Annotated in this window: 10 protein-coding genes; 7 read left to right on the forward strand and 3 right to left on the reverse strand. The window is 71.0% G+C overall.

Features of this window, described 5'->3' with window-relative positions; genetic code table 11:
- Window positions 1-144 precede the first annotated feature (144 nt).
- From ACIHFE_RS07755 to ACIHFE_RS07770, 4 genes are all read left to right on the forward strand, one after another.
- Window positions 145-426, forward strand: a complete 282-nt coding sequence (locus ACIHFE_RS07755; RefSeq protein ID WP_400104909.1) for an acylphosphatase — start codon at window positions 145-147, stop codon at window positions 424-426.
- Window positions 427-791: 365 nt separating this feature from the next.
- Window positions 792-998, forward strand: a complete 207-nt coding sequence (locus ACIHFE_RS07760) for a hypothetical protein (RefSeq protein WP_400104910.1) — start codon at window positions 792-794, stop codon at window positions 996-998.
- Between the two features lie 185 nt (window positions 999-1,183).
- Window positions 1,184-4,744, forward strand: a complete 3,561-nt coding sequence (smc, locus tag ACIHFE_RS07765; protein ID WP_400104911.1) for a chromosome segregation protein SMC — start codon at window positions 1,184-1,186, stop codon at window positions 4,742-4,744.
- Window positions 4,745-4,947: 203 nt separating this feature from the next.
- Window positions 4,948-6,366, forward strand: a complete 1,419-nt coding sequence (locus ACIHFE_RS07770) for a sugar porter family MFS transporter (protein WP_400104912.1) — start codon at window positions 4,948-4,950, stop codon at window positions 6,364-6,366.
- Window positions 6,367-6,467: 101 nt separating this feature from the next.
- Here ACIHFE_RS07770 and ACIHFE_RS07775 read toward each other — a convergent pair whose 3' ends face one another.
- Window positions 6,468-7,172: a TetR/AcrR family transcriptional regulator gene (locus tag ACIHFE_RS07775; protein WP_400104913.1), complete on the reverse strand. Its 705-nt coding sequence runs from the start codon at window positions 7,170-7,172 to the stop codon at window positions 6,468-6,470.
- Between the two features lie 87 nt (window positions 7,173-7,259).
- Between ACIHFE_RS07775 and ACIHFE_RS07780 the strand changes: the two genes are divergently transcribed.
- Window positions 7,260-8,489: an FAD-dependent monooxygenase gene (locus ACIHFE_RS07780; RefSeq protein WP_400104914.1), complete on the forward strand. Its 1,230-nt coding sequence runs from the start codon at window positions 7,260-7,262 to the stop codon at window positions 8,487-8,489.
- Between the two features lie 3 nt (window positions 8,490-8,492).
- Here ACIHFE_RS07780 and ACIHFE_RS07785 read toward each other — a convergent pair whose 3' ends face one another.
- Window positions 8,493-9,980: a purine-cytosine permease family protein gene (locus ACIHFE_RS07785; protein WP_400104915.1), complete on the reverse strand. Its 1,488-nt coding sequence runs from the start codon at window positions 9,978-9,980 to the stop codon at window positions 8,493-8,495.
- 219 nt (window positions 9,981-10,199) lie between these two features.
- On the opposite strand from ACIHFE_RS07785, the gene ftsY reads away from it, so the two are divergent.
- The gene (ftsY, locus tag ACIHFE_RS07790) at window positions 10,200-11,450 is read left to right on the forward strand and encodes a signal recognition particle-docking protein FtsY (protein ID WP_400104916.1); all 1,251 of its coding nucleotides are present in this window, start codon (window positions 10,200-10,202) and stop codon (window positions 11,448-11,450) included.
- Window positions 11,451-11,584: 134 nt separating this feature from the next.
- Here the strand turns inward: ftsY and ACIHFE_RS07795 are convergent, their stop codons facing one another.
- Window positions 11,585-12,253: a bifunctional DNA primase/polymerase gene (locus tag ACIHFE_RS07795; RefSeq protein ID WP_400104917.1), complete on the reverse strand. Its 669-nt coding sequence runs from the start codon at window positions 12,251-12,253 to the stop codon at window positions 11,585-11,587.
- Window positions 12,254-12,702: 449 nt separating this feature from the next.
- On the opposite strand from ACIHFE_RS07795, the gene ACIHFE_RS07800 reads away from it, so the two are divergent.
- Entirely contained in the window at window positions 12,703-14,250 is a 1,548-nt protein-coding gene (locus tag ACIHFE_RS07800) for a hypothetical protein (RefSeq protein WP_400104918.1), read from the forward strand.
- Window positions 14,251-14,510 lie beyond the last annotated feature (260 nt).

The following is a 14,510-nucleotide window of genomic DNA, read 5'->3' on the forward strand; positions in this document are numbered from 1 at the left end:
GACGGCCCATCCGCAAGGCCTTCCTTAGTGCTCGGCGGCAAAAGTGCGTCACTCGTATGGGGGAGCCTTTTCGAGCGGTGACCTTACGGCATCAGATGAGGGGCCGAAGTGCTGCTTATCTAATTGCCCGGTTAGCGTGCAGACATGAACGAGAATGTCCGTCTGACGGCCTGGGTTCGTGGCCAAGTGCAGGGTGTTGGCTTTCGGTGGTTCACCCGGGAGAACGCCCTGCGCATCGGGGATCTGATCGGCTTCGCATCCAACCTGGCCGATGGGCGGGTCCAGGTGGTGGCCGAGGGTCCGCGAACCGGCTGCGAACAACTGCTCGACTGGCTCTGTATGGGCGACACCCCGGGCCGGGTGGACGGGGTCACCGAGATCTGGGCCGTCCCCCGCGGCGGCTATGACGGCTTTGAGATCCGCTGACCGGACCGGAAATGCGAAAGACCGCTGGCGTATGTCAAAGGCATATTCACCCCCGAGGAATCGCCCCATGGTTGCCAAGACGGGCCCGCCGTGCAAGGCTGCTCTGGACGGATGATCTCTACGCCCCCCAGGTGCCGGGAGAGGAAAGCGCCGCGCAATTCACCCGCCGCGCACCCTTGGGACGCCTGTGGATACGGGGCGTGATCGTGTTGACCGTCTAACCATTTGGTGAGACGCTGGAAGCCCCGCGCACCTTAGCTGTTTGGCATTGAAACACCGCAGTAGTGATGGCAGACACCGCGGGTGCGAATCCCTCACGACCCACACCGCTTCGGTCGGTCACTCAGTGTGGAGGACCATCCATCATGGCAAAGGCGCTTCTCGGTTACGTCGGCGGCTCCGACCCCCGAGTTCTCTCCGAGATGCGGCGGCTTCAGCAGCGAGTCCAGGACCTGGAATCCGAGCTCATCCGGATGCAGGCCGAGAACGACGCGCTGACTGCCGCCGCTCACCGCGGTGACTCGCTGCTCGAAGGCATCGACGTATCCCAGGCGGAGCCTGCGCTCGCCTGACCGTACGCCCTGCCCCGGGGGCCCGGTCGGGCTGCACTGTCAGCCGCTTGAGAATCTGCAAGGGACGCTTCGGCGTCCCTTCGTCGTATCCGCTGCCCCCCGTATTCTCGGTCCCGCCCCCACACCGCATGATGTGCCCTGCACCTTCCAGGGTGAAACCGAGATGAACGGTAGAGTCCTACCGCGTGCACCTCAAGAGCCTGACCCTACGAGGCTTCAAATCCTTCGCCTCGGCCACCACACTGCGTTTCGAACCCGGTATCACCTGTGTCGTGGGCCCCAATGGTTCGGGGAAGTCCAATGTGGTGGACGCCCTGTCCTGGGTGATGGGCGAGCAGGGCGCCAAGTCCCTGCGCGGCGGCAAGATGGAGGACGTCATCTTCGCCGGGACCACCGGCCGTCCGCCCCTGGGCCGCGCCGAGGTCTCGCTGACCATCGACAACTCCGACGGCGCGCTGCCCATCGAGTACGCCGAGGTGACCATCACCCGGATCATGTTCCGCAACGGCGGCAGCGAGTACCAGATCAACGGGGACACCTGCCGGCTGCTGGACATCCAGGAACTGCTCTCCGACTCCGGCATCGGCCGCGAGATGCATGTCATCGTCGGCCAGGGGCAGCTGGATTCGGTCCTGCACGCCGACCCACAGGGCCGCCGGGCCTTTATCGAGGAGGCGGCCGGCGTCCTCAAGCACCGCAAGCGCAAGGAGAAGGCGCTGCGCAAGCTGGACGCCATGCGCGCCAACCTGGCCCGCGTCCAGGACCTCACCGATGAACTGCGCCGCCAGCTCAAACCGCTCGGCCGGCAGGCCGCGGTGGCCCGGCGGGCCGCGGTCATCCAGGCCGATCTGCGCGACGCCCGGCTGCGGCTGCTCGCCGATGACCTGGTCACCCTGCGCCGGGCGCTGAACGCCGAGATCGCCGACGAGGCCGCGCTCAAGGGCCGCAAGGAGGCCGCCGAAGCCGAACTGCGCGCCGCCGCCGAGCGGGAGGCCGCGCTGGAGGAACAGGTCGCCCAGCTCGCCCCCCGGCTGGCCGGGGCACAGCAGACCTGGTACGAACTCTCCCGGCTCGCCGAGCGGGTGCGTGGCACGGTCGGCCTGGCGGACGCCCGGGTGGCCAGCGCCGGCGCGGCCCCCGAGGAGGAACGGCGCGGCCGCGAACCGGAGGACCTGGAGCGCGAGGCCGCCCGGATCAGGGAGCAGGAGGCCGAACTGGAGGCCGCCCTGGAGGCGGCGAGCCGGGCGCTGGAGGACACCGCGCTCCACCGCGGCGTGCTGGAACGCCAACTGGCCGAGGAGGAGCGCCGGCTGCGGGACGCCGCCCGGGCCAGCGCCGACCGACGGGAGCAACTGGCCCGGCTGCAGGGCCGGGTGAGCGCCGCCCGTGGCCGGGTCGCCTCCGCCGAGGCCGAGATCGGCCGGCTGGCCGTGGCCCGCGACGAGGCCCGCGAACGGGCCGCCGCCGCCCAGGCCGAGTACGAGCGGCAGCGGGAACTGGGTGAGGGGGCCGACGCCGAGGACAGCGAGCTGACGCAGCGCCAGGACGAGGCCAAGCGGGAACTCGCCGCGGCCGAGGAGGCGTTGACCGCCGCCCGGGAGGCCGCCACCGCCGCCGACCGGCGCCGCGCGGCCATCGCCGCCCGCCATGACGCACTGGCCCTGGGGCTGCGCCGCAAGGACGGCACCGGGGCGCTGCTGTCGGCGAAGGAACGATTGGCCGGAGTGCTGGGCCCGGCCGCCGAACTCCTCACCGTGGCCCCCGGATACGAACTGCCCGTCGCCGCCGCGCTGGGCGCCGCCGCCGACTCGGTCGCCGTGGGCTCACCCGCCGCCGCGGCCGAGGCGCTGCGCCTACTGAAGAAGGAGGACGCCGGGCGCGCGGTGCTGCTGCTGGCCGGAGCGCCCGAGCCGGAGCCCGGCCCGCCCCCCACGGGGCACCACATGGCCGGTCAACTGGTGGGTGCCCCGCCCGGGTTGCTGCCCGCGGTGCGCCGCCTGCTGCGCGGGGTGGTGGTGGTCGACTCACTGGAGGAGGCCGAGGAACTCATTGCCGCGCACCCGGAGCTGACCGCCGTCACCGCCGAAGGCGACCTGCTGGGGGCGCATCTGGCGCAGGGCGGATCCGCCGGGGCACCCAGTCTGCTGGAGGTGCGGGCCGCCGTGGACGAGGCCGCCGCGGAACTGGCCGAACTGGAGCGCAGTTGTGAAGACTTGACCGGGCGGCAGCACGCCGCGGCCGGGGAACGCGCGCGGCGGGCGGCCCTGGTGGACGAGCTCTCCGCGCTGCGCGGCCGGGCCGACCGGGAGAAGTCCCGGCTGGCCCAGGACCTGGGGCGGCTGGCCGGCCAGGCCCGGGCGGCGGCGGGCGAGGCCGAACGCACCGCGGCGGCCGCCGCCCGGGGCGAGGAGGCCCTGGCCAAGGCCGTCGAGGAGGCCGAGGAACTGGCCGAGCGGCTGGCGGTGGCCGAATCGCTGAGCGACGGGGAGGACACCGGCGAGCCGGACACCTCGGTCCGCGACCGGCTGGCCGCCGACGGGGCCAACGCCCGGCAGACCGAGATGGAGGCCCGGCTTCAGGTCCGCACCCATGAGGAGCGGGTCAAGGGGCTGGCCGGGCGGGCGGACGCCCTGGACCGGGCGGCACGGGCCGAGCGGGAGGCGCGGGAGCGTGCCGAACGGCGCCGCGCCCGGCTGCGCCATGAGGTGCGCGTCGCCACCGCGGTGGCGGCCGGCGCCCGGCAGCTGCTGGCACATGTGGAGGTCTCGCTGGTGCGGGCCGACCGGGAACGGGGGGCCGCCGAGGAGGCCAAGGCCGCCTGGGAGCGTGAGCTGACCGAGCAGCGCAACCGGGGCCGCGAGCTGAAGACCGAGCTGGACAAGCTGACCGACTCGGTGCACCGGGGCGAGGTGCTGGGCGCCGAGAAGCGGCTGCGCATCGAGCAGCTGGAGGCCCGGGCGCTGGAGGAGTTCGGCGTGGAGCCGGCCGGCCTGGTGGGGGAGTACGGCCCCGACCAGCCGGTACCCCCGTCGCCGCCGGCCGAGGGCGAGGAACTGCCCGAGGACCCGGAGCACCCCCGTAACCAGCCGGTGCCCTATGTCCGGGCCGGGCAGGAGAAGCGGCTGAAGGCCGCCGAGCGGGCGTACCAGCAGCTGGGCAAGGTCAATCCGCTCGCCCTGGAGGAGTTCGCGGCGCTGGAGGAGCGGCACAAGTTCCTCTCCGAGCAGCTGGCGGACCTCAAGAAGACCCGCGCCGATCTCCTCCAGGTGGTCAAGGACGTCGACAAGCGGGTGGAGGAGGTCTTCACCGAGGCCTACCGGGACACCGCACGGGAGTTCGAGGGTGTCTTCTCCCGGCTCTTCCCGGGCGGCGAGGGCCGCCTGGTGCTCACCGACCCCGAGGACATGCTGGCCACCGGGGTGGATGTGGAGGCCCGTCCGCCGGGCAAGAAGGTCAAGCGGCTGTCCCTGCTCTCCGGCGGGGAGCGCTCGCTGACCGCGGTGGCCCTGCTGGTGGCGATCTTCAAGGCCCGGCCCAGCCCGTTCTATGTGATGGACGAGGTGGAGGCGGCGCTGGATGACACCAACCTCCAGCGGCTGATCGGGATCATGCGGGAACTCCAGGAGAGTTCACAGCTGATCGTGATCACTCACCAGAAGCGGACCATGGAGGTGGCGGACGCGCTCTATGGCGTCTCCATGCAGGGCGATGGCGTCTCCAAGGTGATCAGTCAGCGGCTGCACTAAGCAGATCTTTCAAGTAGTGAAGACAAGTTGGCGGGAAACCGGGGAGAACGTTCTTCGTCACACTCTATTGACTTAGAAAAATGAAGGCATAGGGTCTGCTGCGTTGCTTACGCCTTCAAGTGGTGGCCGATTTGATCTTGTGTCCCACTGGAAAGGCCACCCCCACACCGCCCGGCAGTGTCGCCGGCGCCCAGGAGTACACGTTGACCAGCACTGCGATGGCGCAGGGGTCCGAGGGCCGCAAGGCCCAGCCGGACCACCTCGGCCATGTCATCTTCATCACCGCGGCCGCGGCCATGGGTGGCTTCCTCTTCGGCTACGACAGCTCCGTGATCAACGGCGCGGTCGAGGGCATCCGGTCGAAGTACGACATCGGTTCGGCCGCCCTCGCCCAGGTCATCGCCATCGCGCTGATCGGCTGCGCGATCGGTGCGGCCACCGCGGGCCGCCTGGCCGACCGGATCGGCCGGATCCGCACCATGCAGATCTCCGCCCTCCTCTTCACGGTCAGCGCCGTCGGCTCCGCACTGCCCTTCGCCCTGTGGGACCTCGCCATGTGGCGCGTCCTGGGCGGCATCGCCATCGGCATGGCCTCGGTCATCGGCCCGGCCTACATCGCCGAGGTCTCCCCGCCCGCGTACCGGGGCCGGCTGGGCTCCTTCCAGCAGGCCGCCATCGTGATCGGCATCGCCATCTCCCAGCTGGTCAACTGGGGCATCCTCAACATGGCGCACGGCAAGCAGCGCGGCCATGTGATGGGCATCGAGGCCTGGCAGCTGATGCTGGGCGTCATGGTCGTCCCCGCCGTCCTCTACGGCCTGCTGTCCTTCGCCATCCCCGAGTCCCCCCGCTTCCTGATCTCGGTCGGCAAGACCGACAAGGCCAAGGCCGTGCTGGCCGACGTCGAGGGCAAGGGCACCGACCTGGACGCGCGCGTCGCCGAGATCGAGCAGGCGATGCACAGCGAGGAGAAGTCCACCTTCAAGGACCTCCTCGGCGGTCGCGGCGGCTTCCTGCCGATCGTCTGGATCGGCATCGGCCTCTCGGTCTTCCAGCAGTTCGTCGGCATCAACGTCGCCTTCTACTACTCCTCGACGCTCTGGCAGTCGGTGGGCGTCAACCCCGAGAGCTCGTTCTTCTACAGCTTCACCACCTCGATCATCAACATCGTCGGCACCGTGATCGCGATGGTGCTGGTGGACCGGATCGGCCGTAAGCCGCTGGCCCTGGTCGGCTCCGTCGGCATGGCCCTCTCCCTGGCCCTGGAGGCCTGGGCCTTCGCCTCCAAGACCGCCGACGGCACCCTGCCCACCACGCAGGGCACGGTGGCCCTGGTCGCCGCCCACGCCTTTGTGCTCTTCTTCGCCCTGTCGTGGGGCGTGGTGGTCTGGGTCTTCCTGGGTGAGATGTTCCCCAACCGGATCCGCGCCGCGGCGCTGGGTGTCGCCGCCTCCGCGCAGTGGATCGCCAACTGGGCCATCACGGCCAGCTTCCCGAGCCTGTCCGACTGGGACCTCTCGGGCGCGTACATCATCTACGCGGTCTTCGCCGTGCTCTCGATCCCCTTCGTGCTGAAGTTTGTGAAGGAGACCAAGGGCAAGGCGTTGGAGGAGATGGGCTGACCTCCCCCGCCGCCCGTCTCCTGACAAAGGGCTGCCCCCGGCACACCAGTGCCGGGGGCAGCCCTTTTCGTATGCCCTTCTCGTATGCCCTTCCGCGCCGCTCAGCGCGCGCGGTGCTCGATCAGCACGGCCAGGCCGTCCAGGATGCGCCGCAGCCCGAACTCCCAGGCCTGGTCCCGCCCGCCGGGCTGTGAGGCGGCCGCCACCAGGGCGGGGAAGCGCGCACCGTGCTCGCGCAGCACCTCGCCCATGAGGGCGGTGAACTGCTCGTCCGCGCCATGCGCGGGGCCCGTGGCGCGGGCCTGTTCGGCGATCATCCGCACATGGCCGGTCAGCAGCACCGCGGCGTCCATGCGCTCGGCCCCGCTCAGCCCGGTGCCGTCCAGAGCGGCGACGGCCGCCTCCAGCCAGGACAGCTCGGCCGGTCCCGGCAGGCGCGGGCCCAGCGTGGCCGCAAGCGCCCAGGGGTGGCGGCCGAAGGCCTCGAGCAGCCGGGCGGCCCAGTCCTCCAGCGCCGCCCGCCAGCCGGCCCCGCCGGCCCCGTCGGGGTACGGGCCGAGGGCGGTGTCCACCATCAGCGCGATCAGCTCGGTCTTGCCCGGCGCATACCGGTACAGCGCCATCTTGGTCACCCCCAGCCGCTCGGCCAGGCGCTGCATGGAGACGGCCGCCAGACCCTCGGTATCGGCCAGCTCGACGCCGGCCCGCGCGATGCGGTCCAGATCCAGGGTGCGCCGGGGGCCCCGGGCGGGCGCCGCATGGGGCCCCCAGAGCAGCTGCTTGGTCCCGGCATGCGACTCGGCCATGTCATCGCTCCTTCCCCAGTCGACTGTGTCCATGGTACACAGTAGATATTGCGTCCGATGGACACTGTTTTTGGTGGAGGGGAACCCATGACGAGCGACGTTCTGATCTCCGGCGCCGGCATCGCCGGCCCGGCACTGGCCTACTGGCTCGGGAGGTACGGCTTCAGGCCCACCGTGGTCGAGATCGCCCCCGCCCCGCGCGAGGGCGGCCAGGCCGTGGACTTCCGGGGCGAGACCCATCTGACAGTGCTGGAGCGCATGGGCCTGCTGCCCGAACTGCGCCGCATCCAGACCGGCGGCAGCCCCATGACCTTCGTCGACGAGCGGGGGGCAGCGCTGCTGGAACTGCCCGGCGAGTTCAACGGCGGCGCGGTGGAGGTGCCGCGCGGCGACCTGTCCCGGCTGCTGTACGAGCACAGCCTGCCGTACACCGACTACCTCTTCGGCGACACCGTCACCGGCCTGACCCAGACCCCCGGCAGGGTCGACGTCACCTTCCGGCACGCCGCGCCCCGCACCTTCGGCCTGGTCATCGGCGCCGACGGGCTGCACTCCCACGTCCGCCGCCTGGCCTTCGGCCCCGAGCGTGACTTCGTCACCCACCTCGGCTACTACGCGGCCACCTGGGAGCTGCCCAACCACCTGGGCCTGGCCCACGGCTCGGTCGGCCTCAACGTCCCCGGTCGGCTGGCCGCGGTGGGCGCCGGCCACCGCGAGCCCGGCCTGGCCCGGACCCTGTTCGTCTTCGCCTCGCCCGAGCTGGCCTACCACCGCCACGACCCCGAGCAGCAGAAGCGGCTGATCGCCGACGCCTTCGCCGGCCTCGGCTGGGAGGTGCCCCGCCTGCTGGACTCGCTGCACGAGGCCGCCGACCTGTACTTCGACTCCATCAGCCGGGCGGATGCGCCCCGCTGGTCCACCGGCCGCGTCGCCCTGATCGGGGACGCCGCCTCCGGAACCACCCTGGGCGGGATGGGCACCGGCACCGGGATCGTCGCCGCCCATGTGCTCGCCGGTGAACTCGCGCTGGCCGGGGGCGACCACCGCACCGCGTTCGCCCGGTACCAGGACCGGCTGAGCCGCTACGCCCGGATCTGCCGACGGGGCAACGCCGGCCGGTTCCTCGCGCCCCGCACCCGGTACGGCCTGCGCCTGCGCAATGGCCTGCTGTCCCGGCCGCTGCTGATGAACGGCCTGCTCGGGGCGACGGAACGGGTGGCCACCGCCGACCTGCCCGACTACCCGCACCCCGACGCAGACGTCCCCTCCGCCGTGCACACGGCGAAGGGGACGTCGGGAAGCCGGTCAGGCCGGTGAAGGTCAGACCGTGACCTTCTCCTGCTGCTCCTCGCGCTGGGCGGGAACGGCGGCCTCGGCCGCCTCGTTCTCCCGCGGCACCGGCAGCACGGCCATCACCAGGGCCGAGATCGCGATGGTGGCGGCCCAGCCCAGCCCGTACTTGCCGACAAAGGTGCCGGACAGCGGACCGGAGAACCAGTCGCACTTGGTGAAGGCGATACCGGCCACCAGGGCGACCGTCCAGGCGGTCATCGCCTGCCAGCAGAAGCCGCCGGTGTACCAGTAACGGCTGGTGCGGCCGGTGTTCATCAGCGCCTCGGCGTCATAGCGCACGGCGCGCTTGCGGCGGCGGGCCATGTCCACGGTGTAGACGCCGATCCAGGCGGAGAAGGAGACCGCCAGCAGGATCAGGAAGGTGATGAAGGAGCCCAGGAAGCTGGAGGCCACCAGCATCAGCATGGCGCCGCCGACCAGGGAGATCACGGCGTTGATGCTGACCGCCAGGGCACGGGGCAGCTTGACGCCCATGGTCTGGGCGGTGAAGCCGGCCGAGTACATCGAGAGGCTGTTGATCAGCAGCATGCCGACGATCGCGGTGATCAGGTACGGAACCGCCAGCCAGGTCGGCAGGATGTCACCGAGGAAGGAGACCGGGTCCTGCGCCTTGGCCAGGTCCGGCGTGGCCACGGCCATCACGCCGCCCATCAGCACCATGGGCACCATGACCAGCGCGGCACCGGAGACCGTCACACCGGCGATCTTCTTGCCGGAGACGGAGTGCGGGAAGTAGCGCGCGAAGTCGGGACCGGTGGGCACCCAGCTGATGCCGCCCGCCGCGATGGTGCCGATACCGGCGATCATCATGGCGGTGGAGCCGGCCGGCTTGGCGAAGACCTCGCTCCAGTGCATATGGACGATCAGGTAGCCCAGCACCAGCACGCTGAAGACGCCGAAGAGGTACGTCGACCACTTGTTGCAGACATTGAGCGCCTTGCGGCCCATGCCGCTCACCATGAAGGTGCAGGCGACAAAGGCGAAGAGCGTGATCACGATGAGCACGGAGTTGCTCTTGATCCCGAACACCAGGTCCAGCACGGTCAGCACCGCGTAGGCGCCGGTGACCGCGTTGATCGTCTCCCAGCCGAAGCGGGCCACCCAGAGGATGGAACCGGGGAAGAGGTTCCCGCGCACACCGAAGGTCGCGCGGGAGAGCATCGCGCCGGGGGCGCCGCCCCACTTGCCGGACACCGACACCAAGCCGACCAGACCGAACGACGCCAGCGCGGCACACGCGGCGACGATCAGGACCTGCCAGAAGTTCAGCTGGTTGAAGACCACCAGGGCCGCGCCCATGGTGAGCAGCAGCACACTGATGTTGGCGGCGACCCAGGTTGGGAAGAGCTCCCGGACCCGCCCGCGGCGCTCGTGATCCGGGACGGGCTCGATACCACGGGTTTCGATCGCGCCTTCGGGATCAGCGGCGCTCACATTGTCCTTGTGGGTGGCCATATGGGGGGCTCCGTGCAGTTAAAGCGGAAAAGAGAACCCTGGTAGTACCTGGGCAAGAGAGAACGCTGGGACTCTACGCGCGTCGCAGCGCCTTAGCCATCGTAGTTTGATCCAACTTGAGCCGTTTAGTGACTTTAGTCCTCAGTGTGATTGCACGAACTCACAGGACTCGCGCAGCTCACCGCCCCCGCACCCGAGGTGTCCGATACTGGGTGCGTTATGGAAATCGTCATCCTTGCCGTAGTCATCGCTGTGGTCGCGCTCGGCGCGATCAGTGGGCTCGTGGTCAGCAGCCGCAAGAAGAAGCAGCTGCCCCCGGCTCCGCCGAGCAGCCCGTCCGTCACCGCGCCGCCCGCCGAGCCCCAGGTAGGCGAGGAGGCCGAGACCCCGCGCGAAGCAACCAAGCGCCGCACCATAGAGGAGGTGGAGCTGCCGCCCGCCGAGGCGCCGGCGGCTCCCGAGGCGCCTGAGGTCGCCGAGGCCCCCGTGGAGGAGGCGGCCCCCGAGGCCGCCCCCGAGGTCGAGGTGCCCGAGCCCACCGCGGGCCGGCTGATCCGGCTGCGCGCCCGGCTCTCGCGTTCGCAGAATTCCCTGGGCAAGGGTCTGCTGACCCTGCTGTCCCGCGAGCACCTCGACGACGAGACCTGGGAGGAGATCGAGGACACCCTCCTCACCGCCGACGTCGGCGTCACCCCCACCCAGGAGCTGGTGGACCGGCTGCGCGAGCGGGTCAAGGTGCTGGGCACCCGCACCCCCGAGGAGCTGCGCGGCCTGCTGCGCGAAGAGCTGCTCACCCTGATCGGCACCGACTTCGACCGCAGTGTGCACACCGAGCCCGGTGTCGCTGTCAACGGTGAGGAGAAGCCCGGCGTCGTCATGGTCGTGGGCGTCAACGGCACCGGGAAGACCACCACCACCGGCAAGCTCGCCCGGGTGCTGGTCGCGGACGGCAAGTCGGTGGTGCTGGGCGCCGCGGACACCTTCCGCGCCGCCGCCGCCGATCAGCTGCAGACCTGGGCCGAGCGGGTCGGTGCCCGTACCGTGCGCGGCCCCGAGGGCGGTGACCCGGCCTCCGTCGCCTTCGACGCGGTCAAGGAGGGCATCGCCGAGAAGGCCGATGTGGTGCTGATCGACACTGCGGGCCGGCTGCACACCAAGACCGGGCTCATGGACGAGCTGGGCAAGGTCAAGCGCGTGGTGGAGAAGCACGGCAGCGTGGACGAGGTGCTGCTGGTGCTGGATGCCACCACCGGTCAGAACGGCCTGGTGCAGGCCCGGGTGTTCGCCGAGGTGGTGAACATCACCGGCATCGTGCTCACCAAGCTGGACGGCACGGCCAAGGGCGGCATCGTGGTCGCGGTCCAGCGCGAGCTGGGCGTTCCGGTCAAGCTGGTGGGCCTGGGCGAGGGCGCCGACGACCTGGCGCCCTTCGAGCCCGAGGCCTTTGTGGACGCCCTCATCGGGGAGTGAGTCCCATCCGGGAGTGAGCCCGGGACGACGGCGGGCCCGGTCGCGGTGATGACGCGACCGGGCCCGCCGTCGTCGTACCGCCCGGGGGGTGTCCCGCTCGGGGCGCCGGGCCCCGTGGTGCCGCTCGGGGCCCGTCAGCCGGCGGCCGAGCGGTGGCAGACATAGGCCAGCGTGCCCAGCAGCAGCCGGGCCTGCGGCGGCCGGTCGGCGTCCAGGGCCGGCGGGCGCAGCCAGCGCATCGGCCCCAGGCCGGCGAAGTCGGAGGGCGGGGCGGTGATGTGCTCACCGGGGCCCAGACCGCGCAGATCCAGCCGGGCGTCGTCCCAGCCCATCCGGTAGAGCAGCTGGGGCAGTTCGGCGGCGGCCCCCGGGGCGACGAAGAACAGTGCCCGGCCGTGCGGGCTGAGCACCACCGGGCCCAGCGGCAGCCCCATCCGCTCCAGCCGGGCCAGCGCATGGCGCCCGGCCGGCTCGGTGACCTCCAGGACGTCGAACGAGCGGCCCACGGGCAGCAGTACGGCCGCTCCGGGCACCTCGGCCCAGGCGGCCGTCGCCTCGTCCAGCGTCGAGCCCGCCGGGATGGGTGGGACAAAGGGGAGCGGATGGGCACCGGGGGAGGGGCAGTTGGCGGCCCCGCAGGAGCAACTCACCCGCCCGCCACCGCGGATGGCACGGGCGCCGGGCACCACATCCCACCCCCACAGGCCGGTGTACTCCGCCACCGTGGTCGTGGACTCCGCTGCCCGGCCTCGACGCCGAGAACCCGCGCGCAGATCCCGGATGCCGCCGATTGTGAACCCCATGCCCCCTCCAACGGGTCGTCTTCGCAATGGTTACGGGTCGGAGTGTCCCGGACACGGACGGTCGCGGACGACCGGCTTTAAGGCGGCGTGACGGTGTGCCGTGGGTGGTGGGGCGAGTTCCGCGCGCTGTACCGCGCAACTGTCCGCTCCGCCCTGAGCCTTGTCCTGCTGACGGGTGTCAAGTCAATCGCGAGAAGGGTGGGAGGGGTTCATTCATTGGGGTGGCGAATGGTGGCGTTTGCTGGACTCCACTCGCTTCAGCGGTGATCGTAGGATTACTTTCGGTACATGAGCCGCGCGAACTCCTGGAGGATGGACCCCCGGTGGGTGTGCCGTAGCGAACGACGCGGTGGCACCCCATCGGCCCGGCCGCCGCAACGGGCGGTGCGCCGTGGGCGGTTCGCGTGTGAAGCCTTCGTGCGCCAGGGCGCCGGAGCATAGGTGTGTGAATGGGGGCGTTCCAGTTGGGCGGCGACGTCGGCGGCACCTTCGGTGCCGACGGGGCTGGCGAGACGGGTGCGGCCGAGCGGGCCGACGCCGCGCAGAAGCGCCCCAATGAGCGGCTCGGTTCCTGGTTTCTGCGCAGCGGCTGGTCCAAGGGCGAGCTGGCGCGGCAAGTCAACCGCAGAGCCCGTCAGTTGGGCGCCCACCACATCAGCACGGACACCTCCCGGGTGCGCCGCTGGCTGGACGGAGAGCAGCCCAGGGAGCCGATTCCCAAGATCCTCGCTGAGTTGTTCTCCGAGCGCTTCGGCTGTGTGGTCGGCGTGGAGGACATCGGCCTGCGCGTCGCCCACCAGTCGCCCTCCGTGTCGGGGGTGGACCTGCCCTGGGCGGGCCCGCAAACCGTCGAGCTGATCAGCGAGTTCTCCCGCAGCGATCTGATGCTCGCCCGGCGCGGGTTCCTGGGCGCCTCCCTGGTGCTCTCGGCCGGCCCCGCCCTGATCGAGCCCATGCAGCGCTGGCTGGTCCCCTCGCCGGCCGGCGGCCCTGGCGCCAAGGCCGCCGCTTCCGCCGACCGCGTCCGGCGCGCCCCCAAACTCTCCGCCCCGGAGCTGGATCTGCTGGAGTCCACCACCCGGATGTTCCGGGCCTGGGACGCCCAGTGCGGCGGTGGCCTGCGCCGCAAGGCGGTGGTCGGACAGCTGCACGAGGTCACCGACCTGCTTCAGGAGCCCCAGCCGGAGGACACCGCCAAGCGGCTGTTCAAGGTGGCCGCCGAACTCGCCGAGCTGGCCGGGTGGATGAGCTATGACGTCGGCCTGCACCCCACCGCCCAGAAGTACTTCGTGCTGGCGCTGCACGCGGCCAAGGAGGCCGGTGACCGTCCGCTGGGCTCCTATGTGCTGTCCAGCATGAGCCGCCAGATGATCCATCTCGGGCGTCCGGACGACGCGTTGGAGCTGATCCACCTCGGCCAGTACGGCTCCCGTGAGACGGCCACCCCGCGCACCCAGGCCATGCTCTACGCCATGGAGGCCCGGGCGTACGCCAACATGGGCCAGCCGGCCAAGTGCAAGCGGGCGGTGACCATGGCGGAGGACTGCTTCGCCGACTGCGCGCCCGGGGACGGCGATCCGGACTGGATCCGCTTCTTCTCCGAGGCCGAACTCAACGCGGAGAACGCCCACTCCTACCGCGACCTGGCCTATGTGGCCGGACGCAGCCCGACCTACGCCTCGCTGGCCCGGCCCAAGATGGAGCGGGCGGTGGAGCTGTTCGCCGAGGACGACGAGCACCAGCGGTCGTATGCGCTCAACCTGATCGGCCTGGCCACCGTCGACCTGATGGAGCGCGCACCGGAGGAGTCGGCGGTCCATGTGGCCCAGGCGATGAGGATCGCCCAGCAGGTCCGCTCGGAGCGGGTGAACAACCGGCTGCGCAAGACGGTGGACGCCGCGATGCGCGACTTCGGCGAAGTGTCCGAGGTGCGGGAGCTGACCGAGCGGCTCTCCACCCACCTGCCGGAATCGGCGGAGGCCACCCACCCGGTGTGAGCCCCGCCGCCCCGTCCGGCCCCGGTACCCGGCCGCGGCGATCCGCCCGTACAGCCCGACTCGGCTCCCCCACGCCAGGTCACTCCGGGTGGTCGTCGCGGCCGGCCCCGCGCCGTGCCCCATGGGGGGCACGGCCGGGACGGAAGTACGGCCGAATTCACCCGGGCGTAACACTGCCGAGGGCTTCGTCACCGGTGCGAAACAACCGGCTGCCCTGGCCGAAATCGTGCTGGGTGACCCTCTAGGCCAACCAGGTACGC

It is taken from the genome of Streptomyces sp. NPDC052396 (assembly GCF_044593195.1).
GTDB lineage: Bacteria > Actinomycetota > Actinomycetes > Streptomycetales > Streptomycetaceae > Streptomyces.

Bases quoted from the DNA above. Each gene is read 5' to 3' on its own strand.
- ACIHFE_RS07755 (WP_400104909.1), top strand. From the start codon at position 145: ATGAACGAGAATGTCCGTCTGACGGCCTGGGTTCGTGGCCAAGTGCAG.
- ACIHFE_RS07760 (WP_400104910.1), top strand. From the start codon at position 792: ATGGCAAAGGCGCTTCTCGGTTACGTCGGCGGCTCCGACCCCCGAGTT.
- ACIHFE_RS07775 (WP_400104913.1), bottom strand. From the start codon at position 7,172: ATGGCCGAGTCGCATGCCGGGACCAAGCAGCTGCTCTGGGGGCCCCAT.
- ACIHFE_RS07780 (WP_400104914.1), top strand. From the start codon at position 7,260: ATGACGAGCGACGTTCTGATCTCCGGCGCCGGCATCGCCGGCCCGGCA.
- ACIHFE_RS07785 (WP_400104915.1), bottom strand. From the start codon at position 9,980: ATGGCCACCCACAAGGACAATGTGAGCGCCGCTGATCCCGAAGGCGCG.
- ftsY (WP_400104916.1), top strand. From the start codon at position 10,200: ATGGAAATCGTCATCCTTGCCGTAGTCATCGCTGTGGTCGCGCTCGGC.
- ACIHFE_RS07795 (WP_400104917.1), bottom strand. From the start codon at position 12,253: ATGGGGTTCACAATCGGCGGCATCCGGGATCTGCGCGCGGGTTCTCGG.
- ACIHFE_RS07800 (WP_400104918.1), top strand. From the start codon at position 12,703: ATGGGGGCGTTCCAGTTGGGCGGCGACGTCGGCGGCACCTTCGGTGCC.